We start from the raw sequence: 21,647 nt of genomic DNA on the forward strand, positions 1-21,647 counted from the left end.
TAGCACTCGATCACTTCAAGCTCATAGCGATCGACCGTTTGCATCGCTTCATGCTTGAAGTTACGGTGGGGGCGTGGAAGAGCACCGGAAGCGCGAGGAAGCGCCCGTCAGGCCCCAGCTGGACGCCGACGAGCAGCAGCAGTGGTACGCGTTCGCCTATGTCCTCACCCAGCTGCCGGCTGCCCTGGAAGCGCAGATGCAGCGGGACGCGGGCATCGGGCACTTCGAATACATGACGCTGTCGGCGCTGTCCGGGGCGCCCGAGCGCACCCTGCGCATGAGCGATCTGGCGCATTACGCCGGCAGCACGCTCTCGCGGCTGTCCAACGTGGTCGCCCGGCTGGAAAAGCGCGGCTGGATCCGGCGCCGACCGGACCCCACCGACGGCCGCTACACCTTGGCCACCCTCACCGACCAGGGCCAGGACACGGTCGCCGGCGCCGCGCCGGCCCACACCGAGGAAGTGCGCCGCCTGGTGTTCGATCCGCTCACCAAGGCGCAGCAGCGCCAGCTGGGCGCCATCGCACAGCGCATCCTGCGCTCGATGGACGCGCCCTGCCCCACCGACTGGTCACCCGCTGATCCCCGCTGATCCTGGATCACCCACCGCACACCCCGCATCCCGTCCCCGGGTGCCCCGTTCGGGCCCCGGCAGAGCAAGGAGAAGGTTCCGTCATGCCCACTCTCGCCATCGTCGGAGCAGGTCCGGGTCTCGGCCTGTCGATCGCCAAGGTCTTCGGCGGCCACGGCTTCAACGTCGCTCTTATCTCCCGCAGCAAGGACCGGCTCGATGCCCTGGTGGCCGAGCTGGGCGCGGTCGGTGTCACCGCCGCCGCGTTCCCCGCGGACGTCGCCGACCCCGGCCAGCTCACCGGCGCCCTCACCGAGGCGGCCGCCCGCTTCGGGCGCATCGACGTCCTGGAGTTCTCCCCGTACGCCGGTCTCACCATGGTCCAACCCCAAGACGTCACCCTGGACGCGCTGCGCCCACAGGTCGACGCCCTGCTGTTCGGGGCGGTAGCGGCAGTGCAGGCCGTGCTGCCCGCCATGCGCGAGGCCGGCTCCGGCACCCTGCTGTTCACCACCGGCGGCGGCGCCATCGCCCCCTACCCCATGCTCGCCACCGCCAACATCGCGCAGGCCGGCCAGCGCAACTGGGCCCTCAACCTCCACAAGACCCTCGCCGACCAGGGCATCTACGCCGCCAACGTCGCGATCAACCTCATGATCGCCGACGCCGGCCAGGCCCTCGATGGCGTTCCGCACCGCGCCCCGGACGACATCGCGCAGGACTACTGGGAGCTGTACACCCGCCGCGAGGCGGCCGAGCACGTGATCGGCTGAGAGCAGCGGGGACCGGGCGACCGCCCCGGGGCAATCCGCTGAGCCGGACATGTCAGCTCAGGCAGTCACGAGCCTTGGCGGAGCGGGACCCGATCGACCGGATCCATCCGCATTGCGCGATTTGCGGCGCGTGCGGTGAGGGCGCCGATCGCGCAGATGGTCGCAAGCCCTCTGGTAGGTCGTACGCGGAAAGACCCGCAGCTCGCTCCGCCGCTCATGGGCGACGAAGACGGCCAGGGTGGCGGCGACCACGGCCAACGAATAGCACCTCGGAGGGGCTCCGGCGCGCTGTTGCTGACGATCACTCGCCACAACGCATCGGTCACTTTAGCTATCATCGGTTCATGTCGATGAATGAGTGTGTAGCGGGCATCGCCCTGTCCCCGGCGGTGGCGTTGTTCCGCTCCCTGGCCGACCCCACCCGGCTGGCGATCGTGCGCCGCCTGGCCCTTGGAGAGGCTCGGGTGCGTGACCTGATGACCGAGCTCGGCCTGGCGCAGTCCACCGTGTCGGGCCATTTGGCCTGTCTGCGTGATTGCGGGCTGGTCGCCTTCCGCGCACAGGGACGGCAGTCCTTCTACTTCCTCGCCCGGCCGGAGCTGATGGATCTGCTGAGTGCCGCCGAGCGGCTGCTGGCCGCCACCGGGGACGCGGTCGCGCTGTGCCCCACCTACGGCGAGCAGGCCGCCGAGCCGGCGCGTGCCGCGGAGGAGGGGCGATGAGTGACGCGTGCGGCTGCGGCTCCACCGAGCCTCGCGAGCAGGGGGCCGAGGAGGAAGAGCGGGAGCCGCAGCGGCTGTGGCAGGTCAGCGAGCTGCGGTTCGCCGCCGCCGCAGGGGTGTTCCTGCTGGCCGCCCTGATCGCCGGTCTGGCGGGCGCGCCGGAGACGGCGGTGATCGCGATGAACGCCGTGGCGCTGGCGGTGGGCGCCTGGACGTTCGTGCCGGGCACCCTCAAGCGCCTGGCCAAGGGCAAGATCGGTGTCGGGACGCTGATGACGATCGCCGCCGTCGGCGCGGTCATCTTGGGCGAGGTCGCCGAGGCGGCGATGCTGGCGTTCCTGTACTCCATCAGCGAGGGCCTTGAGGAGTACGCGCTGGTGCGTACCCGGCGCGGCCTGCGGGCGCTGCTGTCGCTGGTGCCCACGCAGGCCACCGTGCTACGCGATGGAGCGCAGCATGTCGTGGAGGTGGCGGATCTGCGGGTCGGGGATGTGCTGCTGGTGCGTCCCGGGGAGCGGGTGGCGACCGACGGCATGATCCGCTCCGGCCGCACGAGCATGGACGTCTCCGCGCTGACCGGTGAATCGATGCCGGTCGAAGCGGATGCCGGGGATGCGGTGTACGCCGGGTCGATCAACGGCGTCGGCGCCATCGAGGTCGAGGCCACCGCCACGGCAGCGGACAACTCCCTGGCCAAGATCGTGGCGATCGTGGAAGCCGAGCAGGCACGCAAGGGCGCCGCTCAACGCCTGGCCGACCGTATCGCCAAGCCGTTGGTTCCCGGCATCATGATCCTGGCCGCAGTCATCGCCGTGGTCGGCAGCCTGGCCGACGATCCACGGACCTGGGTCGAGCGCGCCCTGGTCGTGCTGGTCGCGGCTTCTCCCTGTGCGCTGGCCATCTCGGTTCCGGTGACCGTGGTCGCCGCGATCGGCGCCGCCAGTCGACTGGGCGTGCTGGTCAAGGGCGGCGCGGCGCTGGAGGCGCTGGGCCGTATCCGCGCGATCGCGCTGGACAAGACCGGCACACTCACCCGCAACACCCCGGCCGTGGTCGACGTCGCCACCGCCGGCGAGGCGACCCGAGAGCGGGTCCTGGCCGTGGCCGCAGCGCTGGAGGCGCGCAGCGAGCACCCTCTGGCCCGCGCCATCCTCGCCGCCTCCGCCGGGCACCAGGAGGCCACCGATGTGGAGGCGGTCACCGGCGCCGGTCTGACCGGGACCGTGGACGGGCGACCGGCCCGGCTGGGCAGGCCCGGCTGGATCGAGGCCGCGCCATTGGCGGATCAGGTGACCGCGATGCAGGAGGCCGGCGCGACCGCCGTTCTCATCGAGCACGACGGGACGCTGATCGGCGCGATCGCGGTCCGCGACGACCTGCGGCCCGAGGCGGCCGAGGTGGTGGCCCGGCTGCACGCCGGCGGGTACACCGTGGCGATGCTCACCGGCGACAACGCCCGCACCGCCCACGCGCTGGCCGCCGCCGCGGGCATCGAGCAGGTGCATGCCGACCTGCGTCCGCAGGACAAGTCCGCCATCGTGGCGGACATGCGGCGGGCGCGGCCGACCGCGATGGTCGGCGACGGCGTCAACGACGCACCCGCTCTCGCCGTCGCCGACGCCGGGATCGCCATGGGCGCCATCGGCACCGACGTGGCGATCGAGACCGCCGACGTGGCCTTGATGGGTGAGGACCTGCGCCATCTGCCCCAGGCGCTCGCGCACGCCCGCCGCTCCCGGGCGATCATGCTGCAGAACGTCGGCCTGTCCCTCGCTTTGATCGGTGTGCTGATCCCGCTGGCCGCCTTCGGCGTGCTGGGCCTGGCCGCGGTCGTGGCCGTGCACGAACTCGCCGAGATCGTCGTCATCGGCAACGGGGTTCGTGCCGGGCGGGCCAAGCCACTGCCCCCGGCCCAGCAGGTGAGCCCCGCGCTCGCACCGGCGACGGCGGAAGCGTGAGCACGCACGCATGACCACGCCCTCGCAGCCCGGCCACCGGCCACGCGGCGCCCGAACGGCCCCGGTAAGCGGGCCGCCGAGGGCGTGTCCGTTGGAAGCGTGAACGCGTCCGGCTCGCGGAGGCCGGCCAGGCCGGGTCGGTGTGAGGATCGGGACATCCCCGAGCGGCAGTCGCCGCCCCGATCCAGGAGGTCCTCGTGATCATTGCCATTGTCGACTTCGATACCGCCGCTGCCGACCGTGCGGCTGCCCTGGCCCAGGTCGACAGCGTTCGCGACGAGGTGCGCGCGATGCCGGGTAACGTCGCCTACCGGGCGTACGCCTCCCGGGAGGACGAGACCCGGGTAACCGTGATCCACGAGTGGGACGACGAGGAGTCGTTTGCCGGCTACCTGAAGTCAGACTCCTTCGCACGCTCTGGTGAGGTGCTTCGGCCGATGATGGTCGGGTCGCCGGTGAGCCGGCGCTTTCGCGCGGATTTGCTGGAGACCGTGGCCTGACCGGTGTCATGGCGGCTCCCTATGATTGGTCGATGCGAGGCTGCGGATGAACCGGAAGGCGTACAGCTTCGTCCGCACGTTCCCGCAGGAGCCCGCTCGCGCGCTTAAAATGGACGGCCATTACCTGCTCTGCGCCTCGGCCGGTGCCCTCCGGCTCGAGGCGCAGGGCCAGGCGTGGCTGCTGCCGCCGGCACGGGCCGCCCTGATCGAGGCGGGCCAGGCGATCAAGGTGAGCATCCCGCAGCCGGTCACGACCGCGTCCGTGCTGTTTGACCCCCGGTTCACCGCGGCCCCGCCGGCACCGTTGACCGTATTCGACCTCAGCCCTCTGGCACGCGCGCTGGTCAACGAGTGCGGCACCTGGGGTGAGAGCGACGAACCTCTTACGGCGTACGCCGAGACGCTTTTCACCGCGCTCGCCGCAGTGTCCTGGCGGCTCGCCGAGCGGCCGAGTCCAGTCGTCGTGCCAGCGGGGCGATCACCGGAGCTACGTCGAGCCCTGCAGTTGACCGAGGAGCGGCTCGGCGGTGAGCTCCGCTTCGAGGACGTGGCAGAGGAGGTGGGCCTGGCGCCACGGTCGCTGGCCCGGCGCTTCGAGGATGAGACCGGTATGACGTGGCGGGCAGTCCTGCGCCGGATGCGGGTCCTGCGTGCGATCGAAGAACTGGCTGCGGGCGATACTCCGATCACCAAGATTGCGTTCGCGGTCGGCTACACCTCACTGTCGGCGTTCAACGCCGCGTTCCGACAGCTGACCGCCCGCACACCCACGGAGTATCGAGCCAGCTTCCGGACCTGACCAGGTCCGGGCTCGCGCCTCCCACGCCCGAATAAGGCGCAATCGGCAATGACAACGGCTGACGTCAGCCAGGTGCGTGGCGATCAGGTCCGATGCGGTGTCGTGTCAGCGGCCGCGTCAGCACCGCGACGGCCCGGTATCAGGGCGGTCGGCGATCGTGGATGCCATGAACGGATCAGCGATCGCGGTCTCGGGGCTGCGAAAGGCATACAAAGACAAGGTCGTGCTCGACGGCATCGACCTTGATGTCCGTACCGGCACGATCTTCGCTCTGCTCGGCCCCAACGGCGCCGGGAAGACCACGACGGTGAACGTGTTGACCACGCTGCTGTCCCCCGACGCCGGGAAGGTGGTCGTCGCCGGGCACGACGTGGTCACGGAAACCACGGCGGTGCGCGCGGCCATCGGGGTCACCGGGCAGTTCGCCTCGGTGGACGACCTGCTCACCGGCGAGGAGAACCTGCTGCTGATGGCGGATCTCCTGCACCTGCCCAAGGCGGAGGGCAAGCGAGTCGCCGGCCGGTTGCTCGACCGGTTCGATCTGGCTGAAGCGGCGAGCAAACCGGCGGCGTCCTACTCCGGCGGCATGCGCCGCAAGTTGGACCTCGCCATGACGCTGGTCGGCAAGCCGCAGATCATTTTCCTGGACGAGCCCACGACGGGACTCGATCCGCGCAGCCGCCGCACCATGTGGAAGATCATCCGAGAACTGGTCGCCGGCGGTACGACCATCTTCCTCACCACCCAGTACCTCGAGGAGGCCGACGAACTCGCCGACCGCATCGCCGTACTCGATCAGGGCCGGCTGGTCGCCGAAGGCACCGCCGACGAGCTCAAGCGCCGGGTTCCCGGCAGCCACGTCCGGCTGCGGTTCACCGATCGGCACGCGCTCGACATCGCGGCACAGGTCCTGGACGCGTCCACGAGGGACGACGAAGAACTGACTTTGCGGGTACCCGGCGACGGCGGGGTGCGGTCGTTGCGCGCGCTGCTCGATCGGCTCGATCAGCATTCCATCGACGTCGAGGAACTGTCGGTTCATACACCGGACCTGGATGACGTCTTCCTCGCCCTCACCGGTCACGGGAACAAGGAGGTCAGCGCACGATGAACGTCATCTCAGACTCCGCGACCATGTTGCGGCGCAACTTCCGGCACACGACGCGAAATCCCCTGACGCTGTTCAACGCCATAATCATGCCGATCGTTCTGATGTTCCTGATGGTCTACGTGCTCGGCGACGCGTTCAGCGTCGGTGTCAACTACGCCGACTACGCGACGCCGGGGTTGATCATGACAACCATCTGTTACGGCATCAGCCCCACCGCGATCGCGGTGAACTCCGATATGACGAGCGGGTTCATCAACCGGCTTCGTGTCATGCGGGTGTCCCGGGCCGCGGTGCTGAACGCGCACGTGATCGTGACCATGCTGCGCAGTCTGGCGGCCATCGCGTTCGTCATCGGGGTCGCGTTTCTGATGGGATTCCGGCCGTCGGCGAGTTTCGCGGAGTGGCTCGGCGTGATCGGCATCGTCGTGTTGACGGTGCTGGCGATCGGCTGGCTGACCGTCGCGTTCGGTCTCGCGGCGAAAACGCCGGAAAGCGCGGGCCTGGCCGCCGTCCCGCTGATGCTCCTTCCCTTCTTGAGCAGTGCGTTCGTACCGGCCGGCAAGATGGGTCCCGGTGCGCGGCAGTTCGCTGAGTACCAGCCGTTCACCTCGATCATCGAAACCCTGCGCGGGCTGCTGACCGGCGCGCCGTCGGCGGGCTCGGCCGTCAGGGCGGTCGCCTGGTGTGTCGGGCTGGCGCTGATCGGCTACCTGTGGGCCCGCGCGTCGTTCAAGAAGCGAGCGTGATCTCGGCCAGCTCACGCCAGTCCCGCCGCTGCCCGTCACGGATCGCCTCGGTGAACACGCTTTCACCGAGGCGATTCCGCGTCTCCGCGGTGATCCTGGAAACGTCCGGCAGCGAACGATCCGGCGTGCCGCGCACGCCGTCGCTCGCCGCGAGCAACCGCGCGGCCTGCTCGTACTGTCCCTGGCGCAGCGCGAGATCCGCGATCCCGACCAACACCTCGGCGATCAGCGGCTGGTACGCCGTCTCCACCACCACGCGGAACGCCTCGCTCCGATGCGCGCGGGCCTCTTCGAGGTCCTCGGTGAGGTAGCCGTACTGGTCCATGGCCTTGGCGCGGATGAAGTCGTTCGTTTCCGCGTTGCCCGGCATCGCCCCCACCGTGGCCAGGTGCCGGCGTGCCTCATCGGGATCGCCGCGCCAGCGCGCCAGCTGCACCTTCGAGAGCGCCAGCTCGGCAAGCGCGTCCGGCCAGGTGATCCCGCCCGCGCACCGCTGCGCTTCGGCCATGGCGGACGTGCTGGATCGCTCATCGCCGAGCAACCAGTACAGCTGAGCCTGCCGCACCCGCAGGCTGACCGCTTCCTCCCGCACGCCCAGCTCGCTCAGCGCCGTGCCCGCCTCTTCGTAGTGCTCACACGCGCGGGCGAAGTCGCCGCGCATGGCGAGCCGATCGGCCAGGAACGCCAGCGCCAACGAGATCCCCATCCGGTCACCCAGCGTGCGGAACTCGGCAAGGGCGATTTCGGCGTCGATGTCCACGTCAGTCTCGTCGCCGCCGAGCGTGAGCCGGAACCGGCCACGAGTGAGCCTGGCCTGCGCGCGCACCCATGGATCATCATCTGCGAGGAGCGGCTCCAACGCGGGCAGGAACCCCGTCGGCTCGTGCAGCATCCGCTCCCAAAGCCCGACGAACCCGAGCATGGGGTGGCGAGACCCGCTGCGCCGGGTGACCCGGTACGCCTCGTGGATCCACTCCCGCGCCTGATACTGATCGCTGCCGACCCCGGAGGTCAGGAACACTGTCACGATGGTGTACGCCAGCGCCCGCACCTCATCGGGCACCTCACCGGGCATCGAGGCCGCCGCGATGCTCAACTCGGTGCCCTCGGCCCGGTGCCCGCTGAGGAACCAGTGCCAGCCCGTTGCCCCGACCAGCCGCATCGCCTCGTGGGCCCATCCCTCGGCGATCGCCCCGCGCAGGGCCGTACTGATGTTGTCGTGCTCGGCGTCGAGCGTGGCCAGCCATTCCAGCTGTTCGGCCCGGCGCAGGTGCGGATCGGCCGTCTCGGCCAGCTCGGTGAAGTAGGCGAGGTGCGCCCGGCGGGCCGGCTCGGTCTCCCCGGCTTCGGCGAGCCGGTGCGCCGCGTACTCCCTGATGGTGTCGAGCATCCGGTAGCGCGGCGTGCCCTCGCCGTCGGCGAGCAGCAGCGACTTCTCGATCAACGCGGTGAGCACGTCGAAGACCTGCTCCCCGGCGAACGCCTCGTCCCCGCACACCCGCTCGGCCGCTTCCAGGCTCGCCCCGCCGGAGAACACCGAGAGCCGCCGCAGCACGCCGCGTTCGGCCTCGGTCAGCAGATCCCAGCTCCAGTCCACGACCGCGCGCAGCGTCTTGTGCCGGGAGAGCGCCGTACGGCTGCCGCTGGTCAACAGGCGGAACCGGTCATCGAGCCGATGCGCCAGCTGATCGACGGTCAAGGTGCGCAGCCGAGCCGCGGCCAGTTCGATCGCCAGCGGTATCCCGTCGAGTGCCCGGCAGATCCGCGCCATGGCCGCCAAGGTGGGCGCGTCGGAGCCGATGTCCTTGCGTACCAGATCCGCGCGGTCCCGCAGCAGCCGGACCGCGGGCGAGGACCCGACCTCGGAGGGGTCCGCTCCCTTCGCGGGCAGCGCGAGTGGCTCGACCTGCCACAGCACCTCCCCGGTGATGCCGAGCGGTTCCCTGCTCGTGGCCAGAATCCGCAGCCTCCGGCACTCCCCCAGAAGCCGATCCGCGAAAGCCGCGGCCGCCTCGATCACGTGCTCGCAGTTGTCCAGGATCAGCAGGATCGCGCGCTCCCGGACCGCGGCGATGAGCCGATCCATCGGCTCTCCACCCCGCGCGTCACCGAGCAGCGGCTGGTCACGCAGGCCGATCGCGGTGAGGGCGGCCTGCGCCAGGTCACCGCCTGCCCGGACCGAGGCCAGTTCGACCAGCCACGCCCCGTCCGGCAGTTCGGCGAGCATCGTCCGCGCGGTCTCGGTGGCCAGCCGGGTCTTGCCGGAGCCGCCCGGCCCCGTCAAGGTGACCAGCCGGTGCTTGATGGCCATATCGGCCACCGCGGCGATGTCATCGGCCGTGCCGACGAAACTCGTCAGCTCAGCGCGCAGGTTCGTCCTGCGGTTCTCCGCCCGCTCGCCCAACTCGCCCCGGAGCAACGCGGTGTGCAACGCGGAGAGCTCGGCCGACGGATCGGCGCCCAGCTCCTCGGCGAGCCGCTCGCGCGTCCGCTGGTACACGGTCAACGCCTCGGTCCCACGCCCCGCCTCCGCGAGCGCTCGCATCAAGGCCGCCACGAACCCCTCACGCAGCGGATACGTGGCGACCAGCTCGGTCAGTTCGGAGACCAACTCCGAGCCGCGGCCGAGGCGGATGTCCGCATCCACCCGATCCCCGAGCGCGGCAACGTACAGCTCGTCCAGACGCGCGACCGCGGCGTCGAACGCATCGCTGCCGTGCAGCGCGATGTCCGCCATGGCCGTACCACGCCACAACGCCAGGGCCGAGCGGAGCAGATCCGCCCGCGCCGCAGGCTCGGCGGCGCGGCCCTGACCGACCAGGTGCTCGAACCGGGCCACGTCCACGGCATCAGGGGTCACGGCCAGCCGGTACCCGCCGGAATCCGCCTCGATCACGCCGTCCGGCAACACCCTGCGCAGCCGGGACACCAACGCCTGCAAGGCGTTCACTTCGTCCGCGGGCGGCCGTTGCCCCCAGATCCAGTCCACGAGCCTCGCCCGCGTGACGATCCGGCCGGGGTCGAGGGCGAGTGCGGCCAGCAGCGCGCGCAGCCGAATCCCGGGAACCTCCACCACGGCTCCATCGCCGTTCCTGACCTCGAACGGTCCGAGCAATCCGACGCGCACGCCAGCAATTGTGCCGATAACCGCCCCCGCGCGCACACCGCCCACCTTCATCGGCGCCGGCGAGTCTTCCTGCGGCGAATGCCTGGAAGCGGGGCCTGGTCCACGGCGGCCAAGTCACAGGGTGGTGGAACTCAGTGGTAGCGGGCGATCATGGGCCCGAAGTTCTTGCCATAGGCGAGGCCGACTGCGTAGACCGTCCTTGTTCCGGGCACCGCGCTCACCGCGGAGACGTCGACCTCGCGCCTGCGGTTCGCCCCCGCCATCGGCGGTAGCTCCGTCCGGCTGCCGTCGGGCGCGACCCGGATGGTCCCGCTCAAGCCGCTCTCGGCGGCATCCCAGTCGACCAGGATGATCCCGTCCGCGCCGTCGGATCCGGACGTGCTGACGTCGGCCGAGCCCGGCACCCACGACCAGGCCGTGCCGTCCCAGTGCATGGTGATCGTGGCACTCCTGCTGCCGTCCTCGTAGTCGAACTCCTCGCGGGTGCCGAGCGCCCACACGTTGCCGGGACCGTGGGCGACGACCTGGGTGAGCATGATCGACGGAATGCTGCCGTCCGGCCGGCCCTGGCCGTTGATCTCCTTGCTAGGTGTGCGATCCTCGGGCGCGGGGACCAGCTGCCATGACTGGCCGTCCCAGCGCATGGTCGCCGCCTGGGAGCTGGAGCTCCCCTGCGCGAGCGGCCGGCCGGTGCCGCCGACCGCCCACACCTGGTCGGGCGCCGAGGCCGACACCGACGCCGCCCAGGCGGGCAGACGCATGACCGTCCAGGCCCGCCCGTCCCAGTGCGCGGCATGATCCCCAACCACCAGCCACACGTCGTCGGGCGCGAGGGCGGTGGCACCGGCCCACTCGCCCGGGTTGTAGTCCATGTCCGGTAGCGGAACCTGGGTCCAACGCTCGCCGTCCCAGTGGTGCGCGGCCAGAGCGGCGGTGGCGGCGAAGATCCAGGCGTCGCGCGGTCCGGTCGCCACCAGCGCGGGAAACCCCTCGTGGTCTTTGGAGTCCCACGTCACCTCGGGTGCGGGGCGCTCGCGCCAACGTCGGCCGTCGAAGTGCAGGAGCAGCAGCCGGCCGGTGCCTTCGTCCGGGCTGCCGAGCGCCCACACGTCGCGCGGACCGCTGGCTGCGACCGCATTCAGCCGGGTTCCGCGCTGGTCGCCGATGTGCTCGAGCCGCCAGCCCCGGCCGTGGGCCGTACGGACTGGAGAGGGTTTGAGGGTTGCCGCGGTGGCGCTGGGCGAGGTGGCGGTCGGCGCGGGCGTGCCTCGCGGCGGCGGCGCGGCGACGCACCCCGCGCCTAGGACGGCAGCCGCGCATAACGCGGCCAGGCGCTTGGCACTCAAAGCACGAGATGCTTGAGACGGGCGGTGACCTCGCCCAGCGGCTCCCCACGACACCAGCGCGGCCACCTCTGCGACGATCTCCGGATCTGACACCTTGCAGCCCCTCTATGGCGTACGCGACTCCCCGGCAGCCTACGCAGCGCCACTCACACCCAAGACCCGAAGATCTCCAATACATTCGCTATACGGTCACACGTCCCAGGTGACCGGGAGGCTCTTCACCCCGTAGACGTCGGCGGTCTCCGGGCGCAGGGCGACCTCTTCGGCCGGTACGGCCAGCCGCAGCGTGGGGAAGCGGTTGAGCAGTGCGGGGAGCGCGACCCGCATCTCGACGCGGGCGAGCTGCTGGCCCAGGCACTGGTGGATGCCGTGGCCGAAGGCCAGGTGCCCGCCGTCCTGCCTGCGCAGGTCGAGCACGTGGGGGTCGGTGAAGCGCCCGGGGTCGCGGTTGGCGGTGTTGTAGGACAGGATGACCGTCGTACCGGCCTTGATGGTGTGGCCGCCCAGCTCGACGTCCTCCAGCGCCGTCCTCATGAATGACTTGACGACGGTCAGATACCGCAGCAGCTCCTCCACTGCCCCGTCGATGAGTGCGGGCTCGGCGCGTAGTGCGGCCAGCTGCGCCGGATTCTGCAGCAGCGCGAAGGTGCCCAGCGCCAGCATGTTGGCGGTGGTGTCGAACCCGGCCGACAGCAGGATCAGGGCCATGCCCCGCAGCTCCTCGTCGGTCAGGTCGCTGTCGGTAAGGTCGCTGAGCACGTCGTCCGTGGGGTTGGCGCGCTTGGCGACCACCAGCTCCGCGAGGTACTGCTGGGTCGCGGTGTAGGCCGCGATCAGTTCCTCGTCGCTGGTCTCCCCGCCGAGGAACTTGTCGATCTGATCCTGGAAGCGGCCCCGGTCCTCGTACGGCACGCCCAGCAGCTCACAGATCACGATGGAGGGGATGGGCTTGGCGAACGCGGTCACCAGGTCGGCCGACGGGCCGGCCTTCTCCATGGCGTCCAGGTGGTCGGCGGTGATCTGCTCGACGCGCTCGGTGAGCAGGCGCATCCGCCGTACGGTGAACTTGCCCACCAGCGGTTTGCGGTAGCGGCTGTGCTGCGGCTCGTCCATGAGGATGAACTCGCCGGGCGGCGCCGGGGGGACCTCGATGTCGCCGAAGTCGACCAGCGGGTGGTGGCGCATGAGCTCCCTGCGTGAGCTGAACCGCGAGTCGGCCAGGACCGACCGGACCAGGTCATAGCCGGTGATCAGCCAGCCCTGGTGTCCGTCGGGGAAAGGGAAGCGGCTGATCGGGCTGTGCTCGCGGGCGTCGATCAGCTCCTTGGGCGGGTCGAAGGGACAGCCGGGCTGGCGCGCGGTCGGCAGCGTGGTGACGGTGTGTTCCATGGCCATTCCTCTCCTCAGCCGTGGGATGCCTTGCGCAGCCTCGAGGCCGCGATCGTTGAACCGTTCATGGCATCCACCATCGCCGACCGCCCTGATACCGGGCTGTCGCCGTGCTGACACGGCCGCTGACACGACACCGCGAGGCGGAAATCAAGGAGTGGATGGGAGCACGTCGAGGCCCAAGGCACCGAAGTACCCTGGGTCGCGAAGCGGATGACCGCCTCGGCCATCTGGCGCGGGGGCAGGGGGCGGTCGTGCTCCAGCCACCAGGTGATCGCGCCCAGGGTCAGGTTGGCGGCGGGTCTCCACGCCGCCCCAGGAGCGCCGCGTACGGCCGGTGATGGCGCCCACCGCCACACCGTCGACGTGGCCTACTGATCAGCGTGGGCGGCTGAGGGCGACCTCGGCCAGATCCGTCCATTTCTCGGCCGAGGAGTGGGGCACGACCACCCAGTCCTTTATCTCCCTGCCCTGCCCCATGGGGTCGAACAGGGACGCCCCGGCCAGCTGGAGCGCGGCTGTGTGTTCGGGGGTGTCTCTGACCAGCCGGAACACCATCGCGCCGTCGCGCTGCAGGCTCGCGAACACCTTCCCCGCCTGATCTTTGAGCGCGGGACTCCCCATCATCCTGGAGATCCGTACACCCAGATCGGCCAGCTCGGCGCCGACCTGCTTGAAATCCTCTTCCGCGCTCATCGTCAGTTGGTCCCAAACTCCATGGCGGTGTGGTCGAGCAGCTCGTCGTGGTCGGGGCTCTTCCCGCGTGACGCGATCGCCTCGGCCCCGCCTTCCGGCAGAACGGCGATCAGGCTAGTCGTCCGGGCGGTACCGATCAAGGCCGGATGCGGGGTGCCGACCATGCCGAGTCCCGCCGCCGGTCCTCGACTATGCGCGATAGATCATCATTAGCGTCGGCCAGGGCAAATGCGAAGATCAGAGGTTAACGGCGATATCGCCCTGACGTCCTCGCTGGTCTATGACTGGCTCACCGACGTCCTGCCCGGCCCGGTCTACCCCGTTTCCCGAGAAGGGTCGGCTCACGCCAAGATCGGTACATGACGAACATGCCCATCGATCTGCGCGCCGCGCTGGCCGGTTTCGACCAGTTGTGGAGCCCGCGGATCGTCACCCGAGTGAACGACTACGACGTACGGGTCGCCAAGGTGGCCGGCGAGCACGTGTGGCACGCCCACGACGACACCGACGAGTTCTTCCTCGTCATCGAGGGCGAGCTGAGCATCGCCCTGCGCGACACGGCCTCCGGGGAGCGCGTCGTCGAACTCCCCCAGGGATCGGTCTTCGTGGTGCCGCGCGGCGTCGAGCACCGGCCCTCCTCCCCGCGCGGAGCCTCGATCCTGCTGTTCGAGCCGACCGGGACGTCGAGCGTCGGCGACCGGCACGACGAGATCCCCGGCCACGTGGACGCCACAACCGGGCACCCGCTCGCCTGAGCGGGTGCCCGGCGCGCGGCGGCCGGGGATGAACCGGTCACCGCCGCACGGGGTGCCGCGACGAACTGCTTGCTTCTGATAGCGCGCGGGGTCGCGATGACGACGCGGGAACTACGGCGTCCTTGGCACGCGAACCCGAGCGGGCTCAGTCAGGGCAGCGGCCAGCGCGGTCAGCTCGGCTTGTGCCGTGGCCAGCGAACTCGCCGCCGAGGACCGGAAGCCGGCCAGGTGCGGGACCAGGTCGGCCAGGGTCATCTCGGCGGTGATGAAGGAGAGATTCCCGTCGGATACGCCGTGCTTCGCGAAGTACGCCCGCAGGTAAGAAGTCTGGAAGTCCCAGGCCTCCATGGGGGTGCCGGGGCCGTAGGCGCCGCCTCGTGTGGTGATCACCACGACCTTGGTGTCGCGCAGCAGGCTGTCCCCGGTGCCGGGGGCACTGAACGCCCCGGGGAAGCTCACCCGGTCGATCCATGCCTTCAGGGAGGCGGGTATCGAGAAGTTGTACATCGGGGCGCCGATCAGCACGACGTCGGCTGACAGCAACTCGGTGATCAATGGGTGGGTCAGCTCCCATTCACGCTGCTCGGCCGGGCTCACGATCAGCTCGCCCACCCTTGCCGGCGGGAGGAGACCGTCTCGCTCCACCCGCCTGCCCAGCGCGCAGTAGGCACTGTCCAGCGGCGGCACCGGGGCGGCGGCGAGGTCCCGGTACGTGTATCCGGCCGAGCCGTGCCGGGCCCTCCAGGTGTCCGCGAACAACGCGGTCAGCCGCCTGCTGATCGACTCGTCGGAACGATTGGCACTGGAATCCACGTGCAGCAAGGACGTCATGGTCTTCTCCTGTCACCTCAGTTACGTCGGATACGTCAAAGGAGGCGACGGAACGAAGCGTGGAAAGGTGACCGGGTGAACGAGCATGACGGGCTGGCGGAACGGTTCGAGGAGCAGCGGGGCCAGTTGCGCGCGCTCGCGTACCGGATGCTCGGCTCGCCGAGCGAGGCCGACGATGCCGTGCAGGAGGCGTGGCTCCGCCTGGGGCGGATCGACGTTCAGCGGGTGGACAACCTGGCCGGCTGGCTGCGTACCGTGGTGACCCGCATCTGCCTCGACATGCTCCGCTCCCGTAGGTCACGACAGGAAGATCTCGTTGAGCAGCAGGTGCTCGACGAGGTCTCGACCCCCGCTCGGGGGACCCAGCCGGAGAACGAGGCGGTGCTGGCCGACTCCGTCAGCAACGCGCTGCTCGTGGTGCTCGGCACGCTGAGCCCCGCCGAACGGATCGCGTTCGTGCTGCATGACATGTTCGCCGTGCCGTTCGACCAAATCGCCCCCATCGTGGAGCGCACGCCCGTCACCACGAAGAAGCTCGCCAGCCGCGCGCGCCAGAAGGTCCAGGGCGTGCCGCTGGTCTCGGCGACCGACCTTGCCCGGCACCGGCGAACCGTCTCCGCGTTCCTGTCCGCCGCGCGGGCCGGCGACCTCAACGGGATCCTCGCCGTGCTGGCTCCGGATGTGGTGCGGCGTGCCGATCCGGCTGCCTTGGCGCCGGGCGCGGCGGCCGAGGTCCGCGGTGCCCGGGCCGTGGCGGAAGGGACCGTGGCGCTTGCCCACAGGTCGCAGCTCGCCGAACTCGCGCTGGTGAATGGCGCGGTGGGGGTCGTCGTGGCTCCTCAGGGCCGGCTGGTACTCGCAGTCACCTTCGCGATCGAGAACGACAAGATCATCGAATACGACGTGATCGCCGATCCCGCGCGCCTGAGGAACCTCGATCTTGCCGTGCTCAGTCCGGATCGCCGGGAGTGAAGGTCTCCCCGATGGAGTGCCGCGTTCGGATAGGACAACCCCAGCGGCGGCCTCGACGGCGGTTCTATGAGCGCGTCGCCTCGTAGTCCGGGAGCCCGGCCGGGGCGGTCCGGGTCGCCGGGCGCATGGTCAGGATCAGTACGGCCAGTCCGGCGAAGATGACCGTGGCGACGACGCCGGTGACGTGCAGGCTCGCGGTGAACGCCTCCCGCGCGGTGTGCAGCAGTTCCGCGCCCTGGGCGGCGGGAAGACGCCGGCCGGCGGCGACCGCGTCGGCCAGCGAGTCGGACGTGCCGCCCATCCGGCTGCGGTAGACCACCCCGGCCACCACGCCGAGCAGTGCGAAGCCGAGCGAGCCGCCGAAGTAGTTGCCGGTCTCCGACATCGCCGCCGCCGAGCCGGCGCGCTCCGGCGGCACGGACCCGACGATCAGGCCGGTGCCCAGCGCGAACAGGGGGCCGGTGCCCAGCGCCAGTACGGTGATGCCGATCATCACCAGGGGCAGGGTGCCCGCACCGTCGACGCCGACCAGCAGCAGGCTGCCCAGCGCCGACCCCACCAGCCCGCCGGCGATGGCGGTCGTCTGCTTCATCCGCCGGGCCAGCGCCGGCGCGGCCATGGTGCCGACCGCCACGCCCAGGCCCATCGGGGCGAACAGCATCGCCGAAACGACCGGTGAAAAGCCCAACACGCTCTGCAGGTACTGGGTCACCAGCAGGCCCGTACCGGCCATGGCGATGCCGGCGAAGACCAGCCCGATGAGCACGGCCGTGAACGGGCGGTTGCGGAGCAGCCGCAGGTCCAGCAGCGGCGTCTCCAGCCGCAGTTGCCGGCGTACGAACAGGAAGCCGATGGCCGCGCCGACGACGAGGGCCACCGCCGGCACGACTGGCGTACTCTCGACGGTCAGCTGCTTGACGCCGTAGACCATCGAAAGCACCGCCACGAGCGACAGTCCGACGCTGGCCGGGTCCAGCCGGCCGGCGTGGTCGCTGCGGAACTCGGGCAGCAGGATCGGCCCGGCGATCAGCAGCAGCGTCATCGCCGGGACGGCGACCAGGAACACCGATCCCCACCAGAAGTGCTGGAGCAGGAATCCGGCGAGTACGGGTCCGAGCGCACCGCCGGCGAACTGGCTGGTCGCCCAGATCGCGATGGCCTGCCCACGCTGCCGTTCGTCGTGGAACATGTTCGTGATCAGGGCGAGCGTGGACGGCGTCAGGGTCGCGCCGGCGACGCCCAGCAGCGCTCGCGCGACGATCAGCATCAGTGGGTTGACCGAGAAGGCGGCCACGACCGACAGCACCGCGAACGCCGCTGCGCCGATCATCAGCAGGCGCCGGCGGCCGATCCGGTCGCCGAGCGTACCCATCGTGATGACCAGGCCGGCCACCATGAATCCGTAACTGTCGCTGATCCACAGCTGTTGGACGTTGGTGGCGCCCAGGTCGGCGCTCAGCTGCGGGAGCGCGAGGAGCAGCGCCGTCATGTCCAGCGCGACGAGGAATGTCGGCAGAACCAGGACGACCAGTCCCAGCCATGCCCGGTTGACTCGCATATCCGAAAACCCCTTGTTCTCTCGATGTCTCGCCGGTTGGTCGGAGCGGCCGAGAGCTTCTTGACATCGGTACGGAAGGAAATCTCGCGCGTCCGCCACGGCGGGGCTCGCGGTTCGGGCGATGCGGCGACGACTCGTGAAAAAATCTGGAGGGGATGTCAAGACGACGCCGACGGCTCCGACCATCTGGTCGAAGGGCCCAACCGGGGCTCGTGAATCACAAGGAGCACCACATGCAGTTCCTGATCAGCATGCACATCAACCCGGCCGTGCTGGACGCGCTGACCGACGAGGAGAAGGCGGCGATCGGCGGCGGCCACGGCACGTTCATCGAGGCGCTGAAGAAGTCCGGCGAGCTGATCACCACGCAGGCGCTGATCGACCCGTCACAGGCCGTCGTGGTGTCCGTACGCAACGGCCAGCCGGTGGTGACCGACGGACCTTTCCTGGAGTCCAAGGAGTATCTGGGCGGCTTCTACCTGATCGACTGCGAGAACAAGGAGCGGGCGATCGAGCTGGCGGCGCAGATCCCGGACGCCGCGATCGAGGGTCTGGGTGTCGAGGTGCGGCAGGTCATGTTCGCTGACGGACAATTGGAGGCATGACAGCATCAGCCATCGAGGACCTGCTGCGCGAGCTCGCGCCGCAGGTCCTCGGCGCGTTGGTACGCCGGTACGGCCAGTTCGAGGGGTGCGAGGACGCCGTACAGGAGGCTGTCCTCGCCGCCACCGTGCAGTGGCGGGCCGAGGGAGCGCCGGACAACCCGCGCGGCTGGCTGATGACGGTCGCGTCCCGGCGGCTCATCGACCAGATGCGCAGCGACCACGCGCGCCGCGAGCGGGAGTGGGCGACGGCCGCCGAGGCGGCTCCCGGAGACGTGCCGGACACCGACGACACGCTCGTCCTGCTGTTCCTGTGCTGCCATCCGACGCTGACCGCGGCCTCCCAGACCGCTCTGACGCTGCGGGCGGTCGGGGGCCTGACCACTGCCGAGATCGCCCGCGCGTTCCTGGTGCCGGAGGGCACGATGGCGGTCAGGATCAGCCGGGCCAAGCAGCGGATCAAGGCCGCCGGCAGCTCGTTCACCCTGCCGGACGGCGCGGAGCGCGAGGAGCGGCTACGGGTCGTCCTGCACGTGCTCTACCTGATCTTCAACGAGGGCTACATCGCCTCCTCGGGCAGCGAGCTGCACCGTCCCGACCTCGCGCACGAGGCGATCCGGCTGGCCCGGATGGTGCACGCGCAGCTGCCCGAGGACGGCGAGGTGACCGGGCTGCTCGCGCTGATGCTGCTGACCCATGCCCGCCGGGAGGCCCGTACGACCGCGGCGGGCGACCTGGTGCCGCTGGACGAGCAGGACCGTACGAAGTGGGACCGCGGCCTGATCGACGAGGGCGTCCAGCTGATCAAGGGGTCGCTGGCCGGCCCGGAGCTGGGGCCGTACCAGTTGCAGGCCGCCATCGCCGCCACGCACGCCGACGCGGCCACGGCCGAGGAGACCAACTGGCCGCAGGTGCACGCCCTTTACCTGATCCTGGAACGGATCGCGCCCAACCCGATGGTCACCCTCAACCGGGCGATCGCGCTCGCCGAGACCGAGGGGCCGTCGGCCGGGCTGGCCCTGCTGTCCACATTGGACGGTGACGAGCGGATTGCCGGGCACCACCGGTTGCTGTCCGTACGGGCGCATCTATTGGAGAAGGCCGGCGACATGGCCGGGGCGTACGAGTATTACCGGCGCGCCGCGAAGGCCACCGCCAGCATCGCCGAGCAGCGCTACCTGGAGTCCCGGGCCGGCCGGGTAAGAACCTAGGAAGATTGAGTCCAAGGGATCGCCTGCGGAAATAGGGCGAGGGCGTTCAAGATCCGTTTGTGACGACAGAACTGAACACCCTCGACGGGGCGTCGGTAAGACTGCCGCCACCAGGCACGCGCGATGCGTTAGTGCAGGTCAGTCCTCTTGCTTCGCGGCCGAAACGGCCCGGAACTCCTATAGCTGGGACGAGTCGCCACTGCTTTGATCAGTGGGTACGGCGGTGAGGTGCCAGAAGCTCGGTGACTTTGGCGATTGGCGCCGGCGTGGCCCGGCGCATTGGCCACGATCTCAAACGGTGATTCAGGATCCGCATCCGATGTACTGGTCGGCATATTCCGTGGAGGGCGCGATGGGTGTGATGACGTCGATCAGGACACCGTTCGGATCGGCCACGATGAAGTGCCGCTGCCCGAAGTCCTCGCTGCGCAGTTCGAGTTCGGCTCGCAGGCCCTCGCGAACGACGAGCCGCTCCCACTCCGCGTCCACGTCTTCCACCTCGAAGTTGAGCAGCAACCCTCGCACCGGAACGCGGTAGGCCTCGGGCAGCGTCGGGTGGCGGTAGTCGAGCAGCGCGAGCTCGTACGGCAGCGCTCCCGCCCGCTGCAGGCTCACGTACCAGTCCGCCTCAAACGTGGTCTCGAACCCGAAGAGCCTGGTGTAGAAGTCGCGCGACTCCTGAAGCCGGGACGTGCAGATGACCGGATAGAAGCTGGTCAGCGTCATGGAGAGCTCCTTTCGCATACCGATGGTATGTCAGGGTACGGTATTGACGTACCATCGGTATGTCAACGGGAGCGGCCGGGATGACGAACGGAGCCAGGGCGCAGCAGCGCGAGCAGACCCGGCGTACCCTGCTGCGCGAGAGCCGCCGGCTGTTCGCCACTCGGGGCTACGGTGCAGTGGGCCTTTCGGAGATCGTGCGCGCTGCCGGTGTCACCAAGGGAGCGCTCTACCACCACTTCGACAGCAAGGCCGACCTCTTCCGCGCGGTCCTGGAGGAGGTGCAGCAGGAGGTGGCCCAGATGGTGGCCGCGACCGCCGAGGCCGAGGACGATCCGTGGGAGCAATTGACCTCCGGTTGCCGGGCCTTCCTGACCGCGAGCACCGACCCGGATGTCCAGCGGATCATGCTCGTTGACGGCCCCGCCGTACTGGGCTGGAACGAGTGGCGCGCGCTGGACGAGGCCGCCTCGGCCCGCCACCTGGGCGAAGCGCTCACCACCCTGATCGAGGTGGGAACGATCGCCCGGCAGCCGGTCGCGCCGCTCGCTCACCTGTTGTCGGGAGCGATGAACGAGGCGGCCCTGTGGCTGGCCGGGTCGTCGAACCACGGCGAGGTGAATCCCGGCGACCTGGCCGACACATGGGCCGCCCTGTCCCGGATGCTGGAGGCGCTGCGCATCGGCTGAGCCGGCCGGCCTGCCGAGCGGCCGCTCAAGGTCGGTGCTCTGATATTCCAGCGCGCCCATTCACACCTGGATGTCGAGCCAACTCATGGGCCCCGGTTCTGAGGCGGGAACCTCTCGGTAGGCCACGGCCCGTGACGTGGGATGGCCGAACACCAGGCGCTTCCCATGCACCGTTCACCACGGCGGGGTCGATCAGCTTGGCCGGGATCAGCGGCGTGGGCAGCCAGCTCCGGTAGGCCAGGATGTCCGGCAGCATCTGCATCGCCTGAAGGACCGCGGCGCCCTCGGCGTTCGCGCCTCAAGGAAGAACACCCGCTCCAAGTCCGCCTGCGACGGCGTCCCCGCGTACCGGCCATGGGCCGCTTCCTCATCCTCTGGCAGGAAATCCACCGGCATGGGCCGCAAGGTAGGGCGGACCCACCGGTAACCAACCCAGAGCAGCCGAACCGTTACAAGGACAGACGCCTCGTCGCACCGACCCACTTCGGAGCCGTGGACGGCGGTAACTCCGCCCGCCTCGGCTCGCTTCCACCGTTGCCGGTCGGTTGTCGGTCACGGGCCGCCACGT

The 21,647-nt window shown here is 69.9% G+C and carries 20 protein-coding genes and 1 pseudogene; 13 read left to right on the forward strand and 8 right to left on the reverse strand.

Annotated features, from left to right (window positions below):
- The first annotated feature begins 73 nt into the window (after positions 1 to 73).
- The 8 genes from ACQP1V_RS21485 (at position 74) to ACQP1V_RS21520 (ending at position 7,180) form a co-directional block, all read left to right on the forward strand.
- Positions 74 to 592, forward strand: coding sequence for a MarR family winged helix-turn-helix transcriptional regulator (locus tag ACQP1V_RS21485; protein ID WP_433425672.1), 519 nt, complete (start codon positions 74 to 76; stop codon positions 590 to 592).
- Positions 593 to 675: 83 nt separating this feature from the next.
- A complete protein-coding gene (locus ACQP1V_RS21490) occupies positions 676 to 1,344 on the forward strand; it encodes an SDR family oxidoreductase (protein WP_433425674.1) in 669 nt (222 codons plus the stop codon).
- 344 nt (positions 1,345 to 1,688) lie between these two features.
- A complete protein-coding gene (locus tag ACQP1V_RS21495) occupies positions 1,689 to 2,066 on the forward strand; it encodes an ArsR/SmtB family transcription factor (protein WP_433425676.1) in 378 nt (125 codons plus the stop codon).
- Positions 2,063 to 4,024 (forward strand): heavy metal translocating P-type ATPase, encoded by a 1,962-nt coding sequence (locus tag ACQP1V_RS21500; protein WP_433425678.1) that lies wholly within the window; start codon positions 2,063 to 2,065, stop codon positions 4,022 to 4,024. The genes ACQP1V_RS21495 and ACQP1V_RS21500 overlap by 4 nt, the downstream gene beginning before the upstream one ends.
- Before the next feature lie 197 nt (positions 4,025 to 4,221).
- Positions 4,222 to 4,524, forward strand: coding sequence for a putative quinol monooxygenase (locus tag ACQP1V_RS21505; RefSeq protein WP_387409839.1), 303 nt, complete (start codon positions 4,222 to 4,224; stop codon positions 4,522 to 4,524).
- Positions 4,525 to 4,570: 46 nt separating this feature from the next.
- The gene (locus tag ACQP1V_RS21510) at positions 4,571 to 5,323 is read left to right on the forward strand and encodes an AraC family transcriptional regulator (RefSeq protein ID WP_433425680.1); all 753 of its coding nucleotides are present in this window, start codon (positions 4,571 to 4,573) and stop codon (positions 5,321 to 5,323) included.
- A 166-nt stretch (positions 5,324 to 5,489) separates the two neighbouring features.
- Complete coding sequence (locus ACQP1V_RS21515) at positions 5,490 to 6,434, forward strand: ATP-binding cassette domain-containing protein (protein ID WP_433425682.1); 945 nt, start codon at positions 5,490 to 5,492, stop codon at positions 6,432 to 6,434.
- A complete protein-coding gene (locus tag ACQP1V_RS21520; protein WP_433425684.1) occupies positions 6,431 to 7,180 on the forward strand; it encodes an ABC transporter permease in 750 nt (249 codons plus the stop codon). The genes ACQP1V_RS21515 and ACQP1V_RS21520 overlap by 4 nt, the downstream gene beginning before the upstream one ends.
- Here ACQP1V_RS21520 and ACQP1V_RS21525 read toward each other — a convergent pair.
- The 5 genes and pseudogenes from ACQP1V_RS21525 to ACQP1V_RS21545 form a co-directional block, all read right to left on the reverse strand.
- Positions 7,164 to 10,307: a BTAD domain-containing putative transcriptional regulator gene (locus ACQP1V_RS21525; protein ID WP_433425686.1), complete on the reverse strand. Its 3,144-nt coding sequence runs from the start codon at positions 10,305 to 10,307 to the stop codon at positions 7,164 to 7,166. The genes ACQP1V_RS21520 and ACQP1V_RS21525 overlap by 17 nt on opposite strands.
- A gap of 131 nt (positions 10,308 to 10,438) precedes the next feature.
- Positions 10,439 to 11,653 (reverse strand): hypothetical protein, encoded by a 1,215-nt coding sequence (locus ACQP1V_RS21530; RefSeq protein WP_433425688.1) that lies wholly within the window; start codon positions 11,651 to 11,653, stop codon positions 10,439 to 10,441.
- A 189-nt stretch (positions 11,654 to 11,842) separates the two neighbouring features.
- Positions 11,843 to 13,042 (reverse strand): cytochrome P450, encoded by a 1,200-nt coding sequence (locus ACQP1V_RS21535; RefSeq protein WP_433425690.1) that lies wholly within the window; start codon positions 13,040 to 13,042, stop codon positions 11,843 to 11,845.
- A gap of 378 nt (positions 13,043 to 13,420) precedes the next feature.
- Positions 13,421 to 13,738: a hypothetical protein gene (locus ACQP1V_RS21540; protein WP_433425696.1), complete on the reverse strand. Its 318-nt coding sequence runs from the start codon at positions 13,736 to 13,738 to the stop codon at positions 13,421 to 13,423.
- A 2-nt stretch (positions 13,739 to 13,740) separates the two neighbouring features.
- A pseudogene (locus ACQP1V_RS21545) lies at positions 13,741 to 13,914 on the reverse strand (argininosuccinate synthase); the annotation flags it as partial.
- 183 nt (positions 13,915 to 14,097) lie between these two features.
- On the opposite strand from ACQP1V_RS21545, the gene ACQP1V_RS21550 reads away from it, so the two are divergent.
- The gene (locus tag ACQP1V_RS21550) at positions 14,098 to 14,493 is read left to right on the forward strand and encodes a cupin domain-containing protein (protein WP_387409850.1); all 396 of its coding nucleotides are present in this window, start codon (positions 14,098 to 14,100) and stop codon (positions 14,491 to 14,493) included.
- A gap of 111 nt (positions 14,494 to 14,604) precedes the next feature.
- Here ACQP1V_RS21550 and ACQP1V_RS21555 read toward each other — a convergent pair whose 3' ends face one another.
- A complete protein-coding gene (locus tag ACQP1V_RS21555) occupies positions 14,605 to 15,324 on the reverse strand; it encodes an FMN-dependent NADH-azoreductase (RefSeq protein ID WP_433425698.1) in 720 nt (239 codons plus the stop codon).
- 75 nt (positions 15,325 to 15,399) lie between these two features.
- On the opposite strand from ACQP1V_RS21555, the gene ACQP1V_RS21560 reads away from it, so the two are divergent.
- Entirely contained in the window at positions 15,400 to 16,296 is an 897-nt protein-coding gene (locus ACQP1V_RS21560; RefSeq protein WP_433425700.1) for a sigma-70 family RNA polymerase sigma factor, read from the forward strand.
- Positions 16,297 to 16,360: 64 nt separating this feature from the next.
- Here ACQP1V_RS21560 and ACQP1V_RS21565 read toward each other — a convergent pair whose 3' ends face one another.
- Positions 16,361 to 17,854 carry an MFS transporter gene (locus ACQP1V_RS21565; RefSeq protein ID WP_433425702.1) on the reverse strand — a complete coding sequence of 498 codons (1,494 nt, stop codon included), beginning with the start codon at positions 17,852 to 17,854 and terminating at the stop codon, positions 16,361 to 16,363.
- Between the two features lie 233 nt (positions 17,855 to 18,087).
- Here ACQP1V_RS21565 and ACQP1V_RS21570 point away from each other — a divergent pair, with 233 nt between their 5' ends.
- Together ACQP1V_RS21570 and ACQP1V_RS21575 are read left to right on the forward strand one after the other, a co-directional pair.
- Positions 18,088 to 18,459 (forward strand): YciI family protein, encoded by a 372-nt coding sequence (locus ACQP1V_RS21570; protein ID WP_433425704.1) that lies wholly within the window; start codon positions 18,088 to 18,090, stop codon positions 18,457 to 18,459.
- On the forward strand, positions 18,456 to 19,667 hold the full coding sequence (locus ACQP1V_RS21575; RefSeq protein WP_433425705.1) for an RNA polymerase sigma factor: 1,212 nt from the start codon (positions 18,456 to 18,458) through the stop codon (positions 19,665 to 19,667). The genes ACQP1V_RS21570 and ACQP1V_RS21575 overlap by 4 nt, the downstream gene beginning before the upstream one ends.
- 303 nt (positions 19,668 to 19,970) lie before the next feature.
- Here ACQP1V_RS21575 and ACQP1V_RS21580 read toward each other — a convergent pair whose 3' ends face one another.
- Positions 19,971 to 20,393: a VOC family protein gene (locus tag ACQP1V_RS21580; protein WP_433425707.1), complete on the reverse strand. Its 423-nt coding sequence runs from the start codon at positions 20,391 to 20,393 to the stop codon at positions 19,971 to 19,973.
- A gap of 59 nt (positions 20,394 to 20,452) precedes the next feature.
- Here ACQP1V_RS21580 and ACQP1V_RS21585 point away from each other — a divergent pair, with 59 nt between their 5' ends.
- The gene (locus ACQP1V_RS21585; protein WP_433425709.1) at positions 20,453 to 21,079 is read left to right on the forward strand and encodes a TetR/AcrR family transcriptional regulator; all 627 of its coding nucleotides are present in this window, start codon (positions 20,453 to 20,455) and stop codon (positions 21,077 to 21,079) included.
- Positions 21,080 to 21,647 lie beyond the last annotated feature (568 nt).

It is taken from the genome of Microtetraspora malaysiensis, assembly GCF_050947145.1.
GTDB lineage: Bacteria > Actinomycetota > Actinomycetes > Streptosporangiales > Streptosporangiaceae > Microtetraspora_A > Microtetraspora_A malaysiensis.